14 protein-coding genes are annotated in these 17681 nt (G+C 38.3%); 10 read left to right on the top strand and 4 right to left on the bottom strand.

Features of this window, described 5'->3' with window-relative positions:
- The first annotated feature begins 51 nt into the window (after positions 1-51).
- Both rlmF and H4J69_RS06980 read left to right on the top strand, forming a co-directional pair.
- A complete protein-coding gene (gene rlmF, locus H4J69_RS06985) occupies positions 52-1017 on the top strand; it encodes a 23S rRNA (adenine(1618)-N(6))-methyltransferase RlmF (RefSeq protein ID WP_182222097.1) in 966 nt (321 codons plus the stop codon).
- Between the two features lie 18 nt (positions 1018-1035).
- Positions 1036-1758: a tRNA (adenine(22)-N(1))-methyltransferase TrmK gene (locus H4J69_RS06980; RefSeq protein WP_182222096.1), complete on the top strand. Its 723-nt coding sequence runs from the start codon at positions 1036-1038 to the stop codon at positions 1756-1758.
- Between the two features lie 157 nt (positions 1759-1915).
- Here H4J69_RS06980 and hppD read toward each other — a convergent pair whose 3' ends face one another.
- The 4 genes from hppD to H4J69_RS06960 form a co-directional block, all read right to left on the bottom strand.
- A complete protein-coding gene (hppD, locus tag H4J69_RS06975; RefSeq protein ID WP_070376113.1) occupies positions 1916-2971 on the bottom strand; it encodes a 4-hydroxyphenylpyruvate dioxygenase in 1056 nt (351 codons plus the stop codon).
- A gap of 279 nt (positions 2972-3250) precedes the next feature.
- Positions 3251-5053: a DEAD/DEAH box helicase gene (locus H4J69_RS06970; protein WP_070376112.1), complete on the bottom strand. Its 1803-nt coding sequence runs from the start codon at positions 5051-5053 to the stop codon at positions 3251-3253.
- Positions 5054-5552: 499 nt separating this feature from the next.
- Entirely contained in the window at positions 5553-7955 is a 2403-nt protein-coding gene (locus tag H4J69_RS06965) for an ATP-binding protein (RefSeq protein ID WP_182215003.1), read from the bottom strand.
- 117 nt (positions 7956-8072) lie between these two features.
- Positions 8073-8558, bottom strand: a complete 486-nt coding sequence (locus H4J69_RS06960; protein ID WP_182244713.1) for a zinc ribbon-containing protein — start codon at positions 8556-8558, stop codon at positions 8073-8075.
- 248 nt (positions 8559-8806) lie between these two features.
- Here H4J69_RS06960 and leuS point away from each other — a divergent pair, with 248 nt between their 5' ends.
- The 8 genes from leuS to rodA all read left to right on the top strand — a co-directional run bounded on the left by leuS (position 8807) and on the right by rodA (position 17668).
- A complete protein-coding gene (gene leuS, locus H4J69_RS06955; RefSeq protein ID WP_182222095.1) occupies positions 8807-11410 on the top strand; it encodes a leucine--tRNA ligase in 2604 nt (867 codons plus the stop codon).
- A 30-nt stretch (positions 11411-11440) separates the two neighbouring features.
- Positions 11441-11962, top strand: a complete 522-nt coding sequence (gene lptE, locus H4J69_RS06950; protein ID WP_259364662.1) for an LPS assembly lipoprotein LptE — start codon at positions 11441-11443, stop codon at positions 11960-11962.
- Positions 11962-13005, top strand: a complete 1044-nt coding sequence (gene holA / locus H4J69_RS06945) for a DNA polymerase III subunit delta (protein WP_182222094.1) — start codon at positions 11962-11964, stop codon at positions 13003-13005. The genes lptE and holA overlap by 1 nt, the downstream gene beginning before the upstream one ends.
- Positions 12992-13660, top strand: a complete 669-nt coding sequence (nadD, locus tag H4J69_RS06940; protein ID WP_182244711.1) for a nicotinate-nucleotide adenylyltransferase — start codon at positions 12992-12994, stop codon at positions 13658-13660. Before holA ends, nadD begins: the two co-directional genes overlap by 14 nt.
- Positions 13661-13730: 70 nt before the next feature.
- The gene (gene rsfS, locus H4J69_RS06935) at positions 13731-14048 is read left to right on the top strand and encodes a ribosome silencing factor (protein ID WP_070376106.1); all 318 of its coding nucleotides are present in this window, start codon (positions 13731-13733) and stop codon (positions 14046-14048) included.
- 28 nt (positions 14049-14076) lie between these two features.
- Positions 14077-14547 carry a 23S rRNA (pseudouridine(1915)-N(3))-methyltransferase RlmH gene (rlmH, locus tag H4J69_RS06930; protein WP_070376105.1) on the top strand — a complete coding sequence of 157 codons (471 nt, stop codon included), beginning with the start codon at positions 14077-14079 and terminating at the stop codon, positions 14545-14547.
- A 2-nt stretch (positions 14548-14549) separates the two neighbouring features.
- Entirely contained in the window at positions 14550-16553 is a 2004-nt protein-coding gene (gene mrdA / locus H4J69_RS06925) for a penicillin-binding protein 2 (protein WP_182244709.1), read from the top strand.
- Complete coding sequence (gene rodA / locus H4J69_RS06920) at positions 16553-17668, top strand: rod shape-determining protein RodA (protein ID WP_182244707.1); 1116 nt, start codon at positions 16553-16555, stop codon at positions 17666-17668. Before mrdA ends, rodA begins: the two co-directional genes overlap by 1 nt.
- The last annotated feature ends 13 nt before the right edge of the window (positions 17669-17681 follow it).

Genomic DNA, 17681 nt, shown 5'->3' with positions numbered 1-17681 from the left:
CTATAAAGGAAATGTTAAAATGTTAGGGATATTTATTTGTAGAGAAAATTCGTGCCATTAAAACAAAACCTTCATCCAAGCAACCGCCATAACAACGGTTATGATTTTTTAGCACTGTGCCAGTCGTTACCGACATTAAAACCCTTTGTTCATACCAATAAATATCAGAACTTATCTATTGATTTTGCCAATGCAAAGGCGGTAAAAGCACTTAATCAGGCATTATTGAAATATCACTATCAAGTAAATCAATGGGATATACCTACGGGGTATTTATGTCCACCTATCCCTGGCAGAGTCGACTATATTCATTATCTTGCTGATTTATTAGCAATATCACTCCCTGCAACTTCAACCTTAAAGGAAAGCAAAGTATCAGTGCTTGATATAGGCGCTGGGGCAAGTTGCATTTATGCTATTTTAGGTCAACGTGAATATCAATGGCAGTTTACTTGCACCGATATAGATCCGACGTCCATTAAAGTTGCCAAGCAAATAATCGCTGCTGACAAGTCGTTTAAAAAATCGATTACTTGTCGCTTACAGCCGAATTCATCACAAATATTTAATGGCATCATTGAAGAAGATGATCGCTTTGAATTAACCATGTGTAACCCTCCTTTTCATCGTTCATTGGCTGAGGCAACAAAAGGGTCAGCTCGGAAAGTCAAAAATTTAGCGGCAAATAAAAAAACGTTCAACCCCTCGCTAACAACCAGTCCCAGTGTACCGTTAAATTTTGGCGGTCAAAATGCGGAATTATGGTGCGAAGGTGGCGAGCTTGCCTTTATTAATCAGATGATAAAAGAAAGTAAATCTATCCAAAAACAAGTGCTATGGTTTACCTGCTTAGTGTCAAAAAAAGACCACATTAGCCAACTAAAGCAGACGCTTAATAAGTCGAAAGCCAAACAAATAAAAGTTGTAGATATGGCGCAAGGACAAAAAATCAGTCGTTTTATTGCTTGGAGTTTTCTCGATGAAAGCCAGCAAAAAAATTGGTTTAATTTGGTTTAATTTGGTTTAAGCACGCAGATGAGAAACATTAGTCAACGATTGCAAAAAATAGATAATATGGTCAGTACTCACTATCAAAGCATTTGGGATTGTTGCTGTGATCATGGTTTACTGGGACTAACATTATTAAAGCGCCAAACAGCTGACACCGTGCATTTTGTCGATATTGTTCCCTCATTAACCACGCATCTTGAATCATTATTACAAAAGCACTTTAGTGCAGACGACTATATTCAAGCTTGGCAGGTCCATTGTATTGATGTCGCAAAGCTACCGTTGGCAATACAAGATAAACAGTTAGTTATTATTGCTGGCGTTGGTGGAGAGCTACTCATTAGTTTTATTGAAAGTATCATCACTAATTTTCAGCAAAACTCGCTCGTTCCCCCAACAAGCGAAATAGAGTTTATCGTTTGCCCCGTGCATTACAACTACCCTGTAAGACAAACCCTAATAGCTCATAATTTTATTTTACTGGATGAATGTATCGTTACTGAAAACAAACGTTGCTATGAAATTATCCATGTCAAAAAACAGTTTGGTGCATCTGCCGAAATTGATAATCCTTTAAATAAAATATCACCTACCGGTGATAAAATGTGGGATTTGTCGATTAAATCACATCAACAATATTTAGCGAAAACCATTGGCCATTATAAGCGTATGTTACTGGCCGCAAAAGATAATGAGAAACAAACGATTAACCGTATTATTGAACAATACTCTTCCCTTACAACCTAGCTAAGAAAACCTTAAAACAAATCTTGATTAATTTGTATTACATCTAAGTTTATTCGTTAAAAATCAAGTAACTAAGCCACTTAAACAAACGCAAAATAGCAACAAAAAAGGCCTGCATAAGCAGACCTTTAATCATTATACCGCTAATTTATAAAAATTAAACGGTACCTTTTTCCATTTGGTTAAGCTCAATAGATTTAAACAAAGCGGTAAAATTGCCTTCTCCAAAACCTTGGTCGTCAACACGCTGAATCATTTCGATAAAGATTGGACCAAAAATATTTTTAGTGAAAATTTGTAATAAATACGAGTTTTCTTTTTGGCTATCGACAAGAATTTGATGATCTTGAATGCGTTTATGATCTTCTTTAACCCAAGGAATGCGTTTAAATACGTCATCATAATACTCAGGGACGATATCAAGGGTATCAATAATATTTTTATCTAACTTGTCTAAAGAACCAACTAAGTCATCACTGATAAAGGCTAAATGCTGAACACCAGGACCGTTATACTCATCTAAGTACTCATCGATTTGGTTATTCTTCTTACCCTTACCTTCATTAATTGGTAAGCAGAAAGTGCCACAAGGCGATGCTAACGCGTATGAAATTAGTGCAGTTTTCTCACCTTTAATATCAAAGTAGCGCACATCGGTAAAGCCAAAAATATCTTTATAGAAATTAGCCCAATGCTCCATCGTACCTTGATGAACATTGTTCGTTAAATGATCAACACGTAAAAAACCTTTATCTTCGTTAATAACCGGAGCGTCAATCGCTTCAAAGTCATCTTCGTAGATAGAACCCGGATTAGTCGTTGATGCTGCAAATTTCTCAATAAAATAAATTAAACTGTCACCAATACCAAAAATAGCTGGATAGGGTAATTTGTTGTCTTCGTTAGCCGCAGATTTAGCACCACGCTTAATCGCTTCTTCAAAAGCAAAATCAGCATCGTCTACACGCCAGCCCATAGAGCAAATAGCAGGACCATGGCTTTTAGCAAATTCTTTTGAAAAGCCTGCTTTTTCATTGTTTAATAAAAAATGAATATCATTTTGATTAAAGTAATCGATATCACGACCTTTAAACTTTTTCGTTTTTGAAAAACCAAAACCATAAAAAGCGTTTTCCATAAAATCTGAATCGGGTGTCGCATATTCAGTGAATTCTATACCACGAAGGTTAAGTGGATTTTTTACATCAGTCATGTTTATCTCTCTTAAAGAATCAATGGGTGCATTATTACTAGGTTTTCAATGAAGAGATAGCGCAAAGCAAATCTAATAAAACATCGCAGCGTAACAGAAAATGTACGTGCTATCTGTGCGGAATGTATTCGACGTCGAGACAAGCCATATAGTGCTTAGCCAACAGCTGTTCAGTTATGTTTACATGACTAATTAACGCTAAAGTATTCATGCTTTTTGGTAAATTACAGGCATAAAAAAAGGTACGATATACGTACCTTTTTATTATTTATTTATCGACTAGCTAGGACGATTAGAACGCTCTTGACGTTTACGAGGACGATCAGTTGTTGGTGTTGATTCAACCGTTTTAACATCTGAAACCGTAATTTCTAATGATTGACGACGAATTTTAACACGCTTTAATTGCTCAAATGATTTCTCTGGCATGCCTTTTGGTAACTGAACATAAGTATGTTTATCATGTAAGTTAATTGCACCAATGTAGCTACTATCTAACGAAATTTCGTTAGCGATTGCGCCAACGATATCACCAGGACGTGCACCATGCTCTTTACCTACTTCTAAACGGTATGTCTGCCAATCAACGTCGGTACGGTTAACTTTAACTTTACGAGGAGCACGTTCGCCACCACGCTCAGCGCCACGTTCACCACCACGTTCATTTCTGCCGCCACGACTTTCGTTACGACCACCACGCTCACTTCTAGAATCACGGTCACTACGCTCACGCGTTTCACGACGAGGCTTAGGATCTTCTTTTGGTTGTAATGGCTGGTTTAATTGTTTTTGGAACAATAAAGCTGCAGCTAAATCAGTCATAGAAAGCTCTGATTCATTGGCCATTGCTTCAACAATTTCACGCATGTTTACTAAATCTTTATCTGCAACAATTTGTGCCATTTCAACACGTGTACGTTCAATACGTTTTTTACCAATTTCTTCAATATTTGGTAATTCATAAGTGTTAATAACACCTGAAGTTAAACGTTCGTAATGACGTAGAGAGTGCATTTCGCGAGGACGAACAAATGCAATTGACATACCTTCACGACCTGCACGACCTGTACGACCGATACGGTGAACATAAGCTTCATTGTCGCCTGGTAAATCATAGTTAACCACTAATGAAATACGTGGAATATCTAAACCACGAGCAACAACATCAGTTGCCACTAATATAGATGACTTACCTGATTTCATTTGTTCGATACAACGTTCACGCTGTGCTTGGTTCATGTCGCCGTTTAAAGCTAATGCTGGGTAACCAGCTCGCTCTAATTGTTCTGCAACTTCTACCGTGTCGCTACGAGTACGTACGAAAACTATCATCGCATCGTAATCAACGATTTCAGCTATACGCTCTAAAGCGGTAATTTTACGAATGCCACTAACTTTCCAAGCAAATTGAGAAATATTTGCTTTTGACTGTTTAACAGCAGCAATTTTAATATGTTCTGGATCTTTTAAGAAACGGTTAGCAATTTTACGAATTGCTGGTGGCATAGTTGCAGAGAACAAAGCCATTTGCGTCGTTTCTGGTAAATGGTCAAGTATCCACTGAATGTCTTCAAGGAAACCCATGTTAAGCATTTCATCAGCTTCATCAAGTACACAAAAAGATAAGTTACCTAGTTTTAGACTCTTACGACGTAAGTGATCCATTAAACGACCAGGTGTGCCAACAACAACTTGAGCGCCACGCTCTAATTGTTGAAATTGTGGCTGGTATGATTGACCACCGTATAAAGTAGCAACCAATAAACCTTTCATATTTTTACCGAAGCTTTCAATTGCTTCAGCAACTTGCATCGCTAATTCACGTGTTGGTGCTAACACCATTAACTGTGGCTTTTTCAATGAAACATCAATTTTAGCCAATGCAGGTAAACCAAAGGCAGCAGTTTTACCTGTACCTGTTTGTGCTTCACCTAAAACATCTTTACCAGCTAATAATGGCGGAATAGTTTTTGCTTGAATATCAGTTGAGTTTTCGAAACCGATAGATTTTACAGCAGATAATAAAGTTTCAGGCAAACCTAAAGAGTCAAAGCTCACAGGAGCATCGTTAGAAGTAGTCATAAATTTTGTCTTCTCTTGTGGCGGAATAGGTTAAAAGTAACCAAAACATTCCGCGTTATATACGAGGAAACCACCAGGAAGACTTAAGGCACGTTCACTAAAGAACATAGGGCTAATAAAGAATATTAGCTAAGAAGTCTATTGGGCGGAAAACCCCACTCATTTCGTATAACCAGTGTGAAAGAAAATATTCAAGTCAGAATCACTGTTATCGAGGCGCGCATTATACTGACATTTATTTATTATTCAAGGTATATAAATCATTTTGTTCAAAAAACAATCAGAAAAATGTATTTAATACCAATAAAGATAAATAACAGGGGTAATGAGATTGACCGTGAAAAAGAAACGGCTATGGTTAAATTACAAATACTGACAAGTAATCCTCTGTGGCCTGAGCTATATCGGTCATTTTATGTAGACATTGATATAAAAAAGGCCAGACGCTTATATATGCCTGACCTATATTAAAATCAGTTAAACGTAGATAATATTTTAATTACTCGTCAGCACCCGTTAACAAATCAGAAAAAAGTGAAAGTTTATTTAAAACTAAACCATGAATAGATTTTCTTGGGTAGCGCCCCGTTCGACTAATTTCTCCAGCGGGTTCATTCATCAGCAACTCTAATGCTTGATCAATGTCTTCAACAGCGTGAATGGCAAATTGGTTGTTTTTAACCGCTTCAATAACATCGTCCGCTAACATCAGATTATTAACATTGGTGCGCGGAATAATAACCCCTTGCTTTCCCGTTAAGCCTTCGTCTTTACATAAACGATAAAAACCTTCAATTTTTTCATTAACGCCACCAATTGATTGCACACCTCCGTGCTGATTAATCGAACCAGTAATGGCAAAGCCTTGTTTAATTGGCAGTAAAGAAATAGCAGAAATAAGCGCACAAAGTTCCGCCATAGACGCACTGTCACCATCAATATGTCCGTAAGACTGTTCTATTGCAAGGTTGGCAGAAATTGACACTGGAAAACCTTGCCCGTATTTATGTCCTAAATACCCGGTTAATAACAGCACACCTTTGGAGTGAATAGACTTACCTAAGTCTACTTCTCTTTCTATATCGGTGACGCCTTCACTTCCCGCATAAACGGTTGCTGTGATGCGCGCAGGCGTTCCAAAAACACTGTCCCCTATTTCTAAGACAGTTAAACCATTTACTTTACCGATATGGTGCCCTTGGGTGTCAATCAATACTTGTTTTTCTTTTATTTCACCTAACCATGCCTCACTCATTCGGCCAGTTCTTCGCTGTTTAGCTGCAAGCGCTAAAGCAACATGGCTGGCAGTTAAATGACCTTTGTTGTCTGTTTTCTTCCACAAATAAAAAGCTTCATCAAGTAAGTCGTTTACTTGAACAATATTAGCCGAAATTTTATGTTGATGCTCTGCACGTCTCAATGCATAGCGCACTAGCTCTAATACAGCTTCATTACTGACATGTGGATAGTTGTATTTATGTGCACGCTGGCGAATCAAATGAGCGTAATCATTAAGATTTTCTTCGTTACTTTCAAGATACTGATCAAAGTCTGCTAAGACCCTAAATAATTCGGTGAACTCTTGATCATAGTCTTGCAACATGTAATAAATTTCGGGGTCACCGAGCAATATAACTTTAACGTTTAATGGAATTTTTTCAGGTTGTAAGCTAAATGAGCCCGGTTGACTATATTCAGAGTAAGGATTTTCAATGGTAATTTCTTGTGATTTAAGCGCTAATTTTAAACGTGCCCAGACAAGGGGTTGATTGAGTAGCTTGTCTGCCTCTAAAATTAAATAACCGCCATTAGCCTTATGTAACGCTCCAGGTCTAATTAATCGATAACTGGTATAGGTGCTTCCTTGAAAGCTCGCGAAATCAACATGGCCAAATAAGTTTTGAAAGGTTGGGTTTTGCTCATAAATAACAGGAGCGCCAGCATCAGGTTTTTGAGAAACAAGTAAATTAGGTAAAAATTGTTCAACCATAAGTTTACGCGCATCTTTATCGTTTCTGTTCTCAACACTTTCATCAACAAGAATTTCTAAAACAGTATCAACTACATGGGTTTTTACTTTTGACAAGTATTTTAACACGCCAATATTACTGGCAAACTCATGCTCTAATTCTTCTAGAAATGGCCTAATAGCTTGTTCTGCTGTCTCATTTTTTAATTTACGTAATTTATCAGATGAGATGCGTTTCCATTGTGGTAATTCGATCAATTTTTCAGAGAGGAAATTTTCTAATTTATCTAACAACAGATAAAAGTCAGCACGTTTGCCTTCATCTAAACCGGCAAATTCTTTATCATTTAAAGGTTTTCCCTCAACCAGCGGAGAAAAACCAATCTCTCCATTTTCTTCAAACAATAAAACATTATCTTTTAAAGCACTTTCTTCGACTTCAGCGATGGCTTGATCATATTTTTTATTAAATGCGCGATCAACCGCCGACTTTTGTCGTTGATAACTTGGGTTATCAAAAATCTCAGGAAATAAGTCTAATAATTCATCAATAAAAGTATTGATACGTGCCAATAATTGTTTACCATCTCCGGGACTTAAATAGAGGTTGTGCGGTGCATGAACATCATCAAAATTATTGATATAACACCATTCATAAGGTGTTTCTTGATTGCCAGCGGTTGTCGCTAACATTTGTTTAATTAAGGTTTGTCTACCCGTACCATGCTCTCCCATAGCAAAAACATTAAAACCGGGTGCCTCCATTGACAAACCAAATTCAAGCGCCTCTTTAGCGCGAGCATGACCGATAATAATTTGCTCTACATCAGGAGTGACTTCAGCATTAGAAAACTGCTCAGCAGATAATTGAGCAGTTAATTTTTCAACAGGTAACCGAGTAATTGAAGAAGTTAACTTAACGGATGAAGGCATGCAATATCTCACTGATAACGCTTAAAAAACAAGCGTATAATAATTAATAAATTTAATACTGCCAGTGTACCCTCATTTTAAATAATTAGTAAATTTTAGTGGCGTCCCAGCTTCGTTTTAAGGAGCAAAGGGTAACCTAATAAAAGAACTACCGCCGCAAGTAAAACAATCAACAACATCCGCCGCATGACTGTATGTTACTTTTTCTTGGCAATGCTGGCACTCTAACAAACCAAAACCAATAAAGTCGCCCGTTTTATATAGACCACGATGCTTAATATCTTCATCAAGCTCTGACCACTCCACTTGTGACTTATCAGTGATCGCTTGCATATTTTTCCAGAAAGACTCATTGATTAAGCCTAAATAAAGGGAATGTTTGGCTTGTGCTTCATTTTGAATAATAAATTCGTTGATATCAAAACGTAAATTATCAACAAACTGCTTAACTTTCTCTTCGGGTAATTTTTCTGCCGCTTGCAAGTAAAGCTTACTTTGCTCTACTTTGTTAACGATATCAGTTATCTCATGCTGGTTAACATCTTCAGCCCATGTAACTAAAGCTTGATAAAGCTCTTGAAAAACACTATTTTTTGATTTCATAACACATTCCTCGACGACTTATAGATTAAGTATAGCTAGTCATAGCTTTATAGAAAAACAAATCAAATAAACTCCTAAAAACTATAACATATCCTTACTTTACTTCAATATGCTCAAAACAGTATCTTGATGTGAGACAGGTATATAAGGTATTCTATCGCCATTATTTTTATGCGTTCATGATCGCGGTCAATTTACTATTGATTGGCTAATGAACACCACATTCTAAAGTGTTTGAGAAATCTTTAATGGAATCCATTTACAATCCCCAAGCTATCGAAGCGCAAGTTCAAAAATTTTGGACTGATAACAATACCTTTAAAGCCGAAGAAAAGCCCGGCCAAGAAAAATATTACTGTCTTGCTATGTTCCCTTATCCAAGTGGACGTTTACATATGGGGCATGTGCGTAATTATAGTTTAGGCGATGTTATCTCTCGCTATCAGCGCCTGCAAGGCAAAAATGTTATGCAACCTATGGGTTGGGACGCATTTGGTTTGCCTGCAGAAAATGCGGCAATTAAAAACAAAACAGCGCCGGCTAAATGGACCTATGAAAATATTGATTACATGCGTAACCAATTACAATCACTGGGTTTTGCTTACGACTGGAGCCGTGAATTAGCGACTTGTAAAAAAGACTATTACAAATGGGAACAATGGTTCTTTACGCAACTTTACGAAAAAGGTTTAGTTTATAAGAAAAATGCTACGGTCAACTGGGATCCCGTTGATCAAACAGTATTGGCAAACGAGCAGGTTATTGACGGACGTGGTTGGCGTTCAGGCGCACCGGTTGAACGTAAAGAAATTCCACAGTGGTTTATTAAAATTACTGATTACGCTGAAGAGTTACTTACAGATTTAGACCAACTTACTGAATGGCCTGAACAAGTTAAGACTATGCAACGTAATTGGATTGGCCGCAGCGAAGGTATTGAAATGACCTTCCAAGTTGCAGATTCAGATGAAAGCTTTGACATCTACACCACACGTCCAGATACACTCATGGGAGTTACTTACGTAGCACTTGCTGCGCAGCATCCACTGGCTTTAGCTGCAGCAAAAAACAACCCTGCATTGAACGACTTTATCACTGAATGCAAAACCAATAAATCTACCGAAGCCGATATGGCAACGATGGAGAAAAAAGGTGCCGATACCGGTCTTAAAGCGATTCACCCACTAACCGGTAACATCGTTCCAGTTTGGGCAGCAAACTTTGTCTTAATGGATTACGGTTCAGGTGCGGTAATGTCTGTTCCTGGCCACGACCAACGTGACTTCGAATTTGCCACTAAATACGGCTTGGAGATTACCCAAGTTATTGCTGGTAGCAAAGACGACGATTTCAGTAAGGCAGCAATTACTGAAAAGGGATTATTAATTAATTCAGGCGAATACGACGGTTTAGACTTTGAAGCGGCCTTTAAAGCGATATCAGAAAAATTAATCAGTGAAAATAAAGGCTCTGTAAAAGTTAACTACCGATTGCGTGACTGGGGTGTTTCTCGTCAGCGTTATTGGGGTACTCCCATTCCTATGATGCACCTAGCAAATGGTGAATCTGTCGCGGTACCTCTTGACCAGTTACCCGTTGAATTGCCTGAAGATGTCATCATGAATGGCGTTACATCACCGATTAAAGACAATCCTGAGTGGGCAAAAACCACTTATAACGGTGAAGAAGCATTCCGTGAAACTGATACCTTTGATACGTTTATGGAATCCTCTTGGTATTACGCACGTTACTGTTCACCGAACGATGATACACAAATGATTGATCCCGCCAAAGCAAATTATTGGCTACCGGTTGATCAATACATCGGTGGGATTGAGCATGCTATTTTGCATTTACTTTACGCACGCTTTTTCCACAAGTTATTGCGTGACGCAGGTTTAGTAAACTGTGATGAACCGTTTAAAAAGTTATTATGTCAGGGCATGGTTCTAGCAGATACATATTACCGCGAGGCAGATAATGGTGGTCAAGATTGGATTTCACCAACAGATGTAGACGTTGAGCGTGATGAAAAAGGACAAGTTACTTCGGCTGTTAGCAAGCTTGATGGCAAACCAGTTATTTCTGCTGGTATGAGTAAAATGTCAAAGTCAAAAAATAACGGCATCGACCCACAAGAAGTTATCGGCAAATATGGCGCAGATACTGTACGTTTATTTATTATGTTTACTTCACCACCAGAGCAAACCCTTGAATGGTCTGATTCAGGTGTTGAAGGTGCACACCGTTTCTTAAAGCGTGTTTGGAAACTCGCCTTTGATTTTAGCGAACAAGTAAAAGAACATGGCGAAGTGGCTTTATTGAGCACATTAACCTTGAATGCAGCGCAGAAAACATTACGCCGCGAGTTACACAAAACTATAGCAAAAGTCAGTGATGATATTGGCCGAAGAAACACCTTTAATACAGCTATAGCTTCAATTATGGAATTAATGAACCATTTATCGAAAGCAAGTTTAGTCAGTGTTGAAGACAGAGCGGTTATGCAAGAAGCCGTTCGCGCGGTCATTATAATGTTGACACCAATTACACCACATATGTGTCATGAAATTTGGAAAACATTAGGTGGCGCTAATAACGATAATGCTTCGATTGAAGAAGCATCTTGGCCTATCGTTGATGAGAGTGCTTTGGTTGAAGACCAGAAGTTAATTATCGTGCAAGTTAACGGTAAGGTACGTGCAAAAATTACCGTTTCAGCCAACGCCAACAAAGAAGAAGTTGAAGCCTTAGGTTTGAGTGATGAAACAGTGGTCCGCTTTATTGATGATAAGACAATTCGTAAAGTTATCTATATACCGGGTAAACTTTTAAACATTGTTGCTAACTAATCGCGAAAAAGTCCTACAAAGGTAATAAAAATGAGCCATATGCACAAAAAAACGACAAAACACCAAACACGGGTAGCCGCGGCTACTTTGGTGTTATTCACCTTGTTTTTATCAAGCTGTGGCTTTGCTTTACGCGGTGATTATTTATTATCGCCGCAACTGCAAACTTTGCACTTAAGTTCCGCTGATAAATTTGGGGAGCTTACTCGCCAAGTTAAGCAGCACTTAACGATAAATAAAATAAAGTTGCTGAGCCAGGCTACAGAGAATGTCCCGCAACTTAAACTTTCAAAAGACAGCCTAAACCGTCGCACCTTATCCGTATTTCCAAATGGGCAAGTGGCAGAATACGAATTGATTTATACCGTTAGATATCAGCTAGTACTTTCACAAAAGGATGTTCGCTCTTTTGTTTTTGAACTTAATCGCGATTATCAAGATGATCCCAATATTGCGCTTGCTAAAAGTCGGGAACTGGAATTAATGTTAAGCGAAATGCGCAAAGAAGCGGCTAATAAAATCTTACGCGACCTCTCTACGATTAAAATCTAATGCGGATCTATCATAACCAGCTATCTAACACCCTCAATCAGGGCTTTAAGCCTGTTTGGTTAGTTTTTGGTGATGAGCCTTGGCAAAAGAACAACAGCTTAACCACAATAAAACAGCACTGTCAGCAACAGGGATTTAGTGAAGTTATCCGTTTTAGTGCTGACGATAAATTTGACTGGAACCTTTTGGTTGAAGAGTATCAAGCGATGAGCTTATTTTCAGCACAACGCATCATTGAAATAGAACTAGTCACCGGAAAAATAGCTGACGCCGGCAGTAAAATACTACTTAAACTCAGTGAAAACTTTCATCCTGATGTACAGCTAATCTTTCATGGTCCTAAAATTGACAGTGCGGGTCAAAAACGAAAATGGTTTAAATCATTAGAACAGTTAGGTTGTTTTGTCCCCCTTTATGATATTGAAGGTCGTCAATTACAACAGTGGTTAAATCAACAAATCAAACAGCATAAATTAAATATTCATCACGATGTTACCCCATTGATGATAGAGCTTTTTGAAGGTAACTTACCGGCTTTAGAGCAAGAGTTACAAAAATTTTCATTGCTGTTTGGTACACAACTAATTATTGCTGAAGACGCAGAAAAATTACTGATTAAACAAGCAAAATTCAATCCTTTTCAGGTGGTTGATACCTTACTTAGTGGTGACCTGCCAAAGTGCATTGGCATGTTAGATCAACTGCAACACGAAGGGGCTGCAATCGGTCAGCTTATTTGGTTTATTCACAAAGAGATAACGCAATTATCAACTATGCTAGAGCAAATTGAACAAGGTGAGAGTATCGATAGTATTTATAAAAAATACCGGATTTGGGATAAAAAGAAACCTCTGTATCAGTATGCCCTTAACCATATTAGTCGTGACAATATTTACCAAGCTCAAGCGCGTTTAGCACAAACTGATTTGATCAGTAAAACCAGTAGTGACTTTAACCCTTTTATATTATTGGCAGATGTTTGTATAAGTCTCTATCACGGACAAACCACCAAAAAATTCAATTTAGATTATGAATTCGGCTAAACGAGTAAGCGAAATTAAGAAAAATATTGCCATAATGGGGGGAACGTTTGACCCTATTCATAATGGCCATATTGAAACAGCTAAAGAAACAGCAGCATGGCTTAATGTTGAACAACTCTTCTTTTTACCTGCGCATTTGCCACCTCATAAAAACACCACAACAGCCAGCGCTAAGCACCGAACAGCTATGGTGAACCTTGTTTGCCAACAGCAGCCATTATTTCAGCTTGATAATCGCGAACTAAAACGACATAGCGCTTCTTATACCGTAACAAGTCTACGTGAAATAAAACAAGAACAACCCAACAGTCGGATTTTCTTTATCATAGGTATGGACTCGTTCCTTAACTTTACCCTATGGCATCAATGGCAAACTATTTTGTCACTATGCCATATTGTCGTCAATATTCGACCTGGCTATCAATTAAATCAAATTAATACCGCCACCCAAGAACTATTAAAAAACCATCAAATAGATGACCTAGCAGAAATAAAGCAACAAGATGCCGGCGGCATTATTTTCCATCAAAACCAGTCGCTTAATATTTCTTCAAGTGAAATACGCCAACAACTTTTAAGCAATAATAAACACAATAATCACTTAACAGAATGCGTACATCATTACATTATTGAAAAAAAACTCTATCAAAAATAATTTGCTAGTTAACCTGCAGAAAAAATGATGATATTATAGCGCATTATTATTTACACTAAGAGTAATTCCCTTGCAAGTTGAAGCGTTAAACGCATTTGTTATTGAAAAAATCGAAGAAATGAAAGGTCGTGACATCACGACTTTAGACATCGGAAAAAAATCAGGCTTTGCTGATTATATGGTTGTCTGTTCAGGTAACTCGAATCGCCATGTTAAATCTATTGCACAATCAGTTGCCATCGAATGCCGCGCTAAAGGTATTGAGCCGTTAGGTATTGAAGGTAATGATGTTGGCGAATGGGCGTTAGTTGATTTAGGCAATTTAATTGTTCACGTAATGACAGACGAAATTCGTGACCGTTACCAGTTAGAAGAATTGTGGAACTAAGCTAATAGTGAAGGTTAACTAAACTATTATGCGACTTACCTTATATGCTGTTGGCAATAAAATGCCAGCATGGGTTACTCAAGGCTTTAACGAATATTGTCGTCGATTTCCGCGCGACATGTCGTTTCATTTAGTAGAAATCCCGCCAGGTAAGCGTGGTAAAAACGCCGATATAGCTCGCATTCTAGAAAAAGAAGGCGAATTATTACTAAACGCAATTCCAAAAGGTAACCGTATTGTTACGCTTGAAGTGGAAGGTAAACCGTGGACAACACCACAGCTTGCCCAACAACTTAAGCGTTGGCAATTAGACAGCCGCGATGTTGCTTTACTTATTGGTGGCCCCGAAGGTTTAGCCCCCGCTTGTATTAAAGCTTCAGAACAAAAATGGTCTTTATCGCCATTAACCTTGCCACATCCAATGGTGCGTATTGTTGTTGCTGAAAGTCTGTATCGAGCTTGGAGCATTAACAATAATCACCCGTATCACCGAGAGTAATAATGGCATCGAACAAACGTGTTGCTATTCGAAACCATTCGGCAGAAGCTAATTTATTTGCGCGCAGAACATTTATTGCCTTTATCGGTATACTCGCTTTATTGTTAACCTTAATTAGCAATATCTACGAGTTAGAAATTAATTCTTATGAAAAATATCAAACTCGCTCTAATTCCAATCGAATCAAACTCCTTCCCGTTGCACCTAATCGCGGACTAATTTACGATCGTAATGGCATTCTACTTGCTGATAACAAACCCGTATATTCGCTTGAGGTTATTGCTGAGCAAACGGTTGATTTGAAGAAACACATTGTAGAAGTCAGTGAGTTGCTTGATATCAGTGAAGAAAAGCAGCAAAAACTTTTTGAAGCACTAAAAAGCAAACGACGCTTTAAACCAGTAGAACTGCACTCGCGGTTAAGCGCACAACAAGTTGCATTATTTTCTGTCAATCAACACAAATTCCCTGGTTTTTTTATTGATGCTCGTCTTAAAAGATATTACCCATTTGGTGATTTAACGACCCACTCCTTGGGTTATGTTGCCCGCATTAACCTTAAAGATTCAATTCGTTTGGCCGAAGAAGATTTAGATGAAGATTATGCAGCAACGCGTAATATAGGTAAGCTTGGTTTAGAAAAATATTATGAAAATATACTTCATGGCACTATTGGTCATCAAGAAGTTGAAATAAATAATCAAGGTCGCATTATAAGAACGCTTGATTATGCGCCCCCAATATCAGGAAAAAACTTAACCCTGAGTATTGATATTGAATTACAAATGATTGCTAAACGTGCCTTAGCAGGCAAGCGTGGCGCTGTAGTAGCAATTGATCCACGAAGTGGTGAAATATTGGCCATGTATTCAAACCCAAGTTATGATGGAAACTTATTTGTTCATGGCATTAGTAGTAAAAACTATCGTAAATTACTTAATCCTAAAAACGACAGACCATTACTTAATCGAAGTGTACAAGGTTACCCACCCGCCTCGACAGTCAAACCTTTGCTCGGATTAACAGGATTAGAAGCAGGTGTAATTACCAATGAATCACGCTTCTACGACCCTGGCTGGTTTCAGCTAAAAGGTCTTGAACGTAAATACCGCGATTGGTGGGCCCCCGGCCATGGCTGGGTAGATCTTAATCAAGCCATTGAACACTCATGTAATGTTTTCTTTTATAATTTAGCGTATCAATTAGATATTGATACGATTACCGACATGATGGAAAAATTTGGTTTTGGCGATCTTACGGGTGTTGATATCTGGGAAGATAAACGCGCTATTTTGCCTGGTAGAGAAACCAAGCGTAGTCGATACAATAAACCTTGGTATACCGGCGATACAATCGCTGTTGGTATTGGTCAAGGCTACTGGACAGTAACACCGTTACAGCTAGCTCAAGCTTTTTCTATTTTAACGAATAAAGGCGACATAAAAATCCCACATTTTTTACGTGCTACTGCAGAGTTAGTCGCGGAAGAAGTTAAAATCAATGAGGAAATCACCACCGCTGAGACTGAGGGTAATGTTAATATTATCAATAAAATGGTCACTAAAATGGCAGAATATGATGATAAACCCCCTATTGTTTTAAAAGACAGTAAGCACTGGAGTTTAGTGCTTGATGCTATGCATAACACGGCACAAAAGAAATATCCTGCATTTAAAGGTGCTCGCTATGACGCCGCAGGAAAGTCGGGTACAGCACAACTTATTGCAAAAAAACAAGATGAGAAATATGATGCAGAAGCCACTAAAGAAAAGCAGCGAAACAATGCTATGTTTGTGGCTTTTGCTCCTTATGAGAATCCAGAAATAGTGGTTGCGGTTGTCGTTGAAAATGTTTTGGAAGGTGGTGGTGGTTTTAATGCTGCGCCGGTAGCACGCCAAGTTATGGATCAATATTTTGGTGATAGAGTCATTATTAGTACCGATAAAAGTAAGCATCCACAACACAATAATGTTTATGGTGTTGACAAAAACACAGGACGTAACTAGTGCGTAATATTGGTCATGACCAACAAAAACAGCGAAGTTTCTGGCAAAGAATTCATATTGACTTGCCTCTTTTGTTGGGTATTTTAGCATTAATGACCTTAGGGCTATTTGTTGTTTATAGTGCAGGTGGCCAAGAAACAGCCATTGTTTACCGTCAAATAACCCGCTTAGGTATAGCATTATTGGTGATGTTCGCCGTTGCTCAAATCCCGCCCCTTTCCTATCAAAAATGGGCGGTGCCAGTATTTATTTTAGGTTTGCTGCTCTTAATCGCCGTACTATTATTCGGTCATATAGGTAAAGGCGCACAGCGTTGGTTAGACTTGGGTTTTATGAAATTTCAGCCTTCTGAAATAATGAAACTGATTGTCCCCATTATGATCGCTTGGTACGTTAGCCAATATGACTTACCCGCTAAAATATCTACCATCACCATTGCATTTATTTTAGTGTTATTACCAACCTTATTAATTGCTAAGCAACCTGATTTAGGTACGTCACTGTTAATCGCCAGTTCAGGTATTTTTGTGATTTTTCTTGCCGGAGCAAGCTGGAAGCTAATTATCGCTTGTATTGGCTTAGCATCGGCATTTGCCCCCGTTCTTTGGATGTTTTTGATGAAGCCCTATCAGAAGCAGCGTGTATTAACTTTTCTTGACCCAGAGCAAGACCCACTTGGCTCTGGATATCATATTATTCAATCAAAAATAGCCATTGGTTCAGGTGGTTTGCATGGCAAAGGTTGGTTACAAGGTACACAGTCACAACTGGAATTTTTACCTGAACGCCATACCGACTTTATTTTTGCGGTGTTTAGTGAAGAATTTGGCTTTGTAGGTGTCGCAGTACTGCTCAGTGTCTATTTAATGATAGTGATGCGAGGCTTATGGATTGCTGTCCATGCCGACCATGCATTCACAAAACTATTAGCCGGTAGTATAACTTTAACCTTTTTCGTTTACGTCTTTGTGAACATAGGTATGGTGTCAGGCTTATTGCCTGTTGTTGGCGTTCCTTTGCCCTTAGTCAGTTACGGCGGAACATCAATGGTGACATTACTTGCAGGTTTTGGCATGCTGATGGCGATTAGCACCCATAAGCGTTTTATTGCTTAAATTGATTAACAAC

It is taken from the genome of Colwellia sp. BRX10-9 (assembly GCF_014077405.1).
Taxonomy (GTDB): Bacteria; Pseudomonadota; Gammaproteobacteria; order Enterobacterales; family Alteromonadaceae; genus Colwellia_A.
Note: the sequence above shows the minus strand (reverse complement) of the source record. Positions and strands in the feature narration are given on the sequence as shown.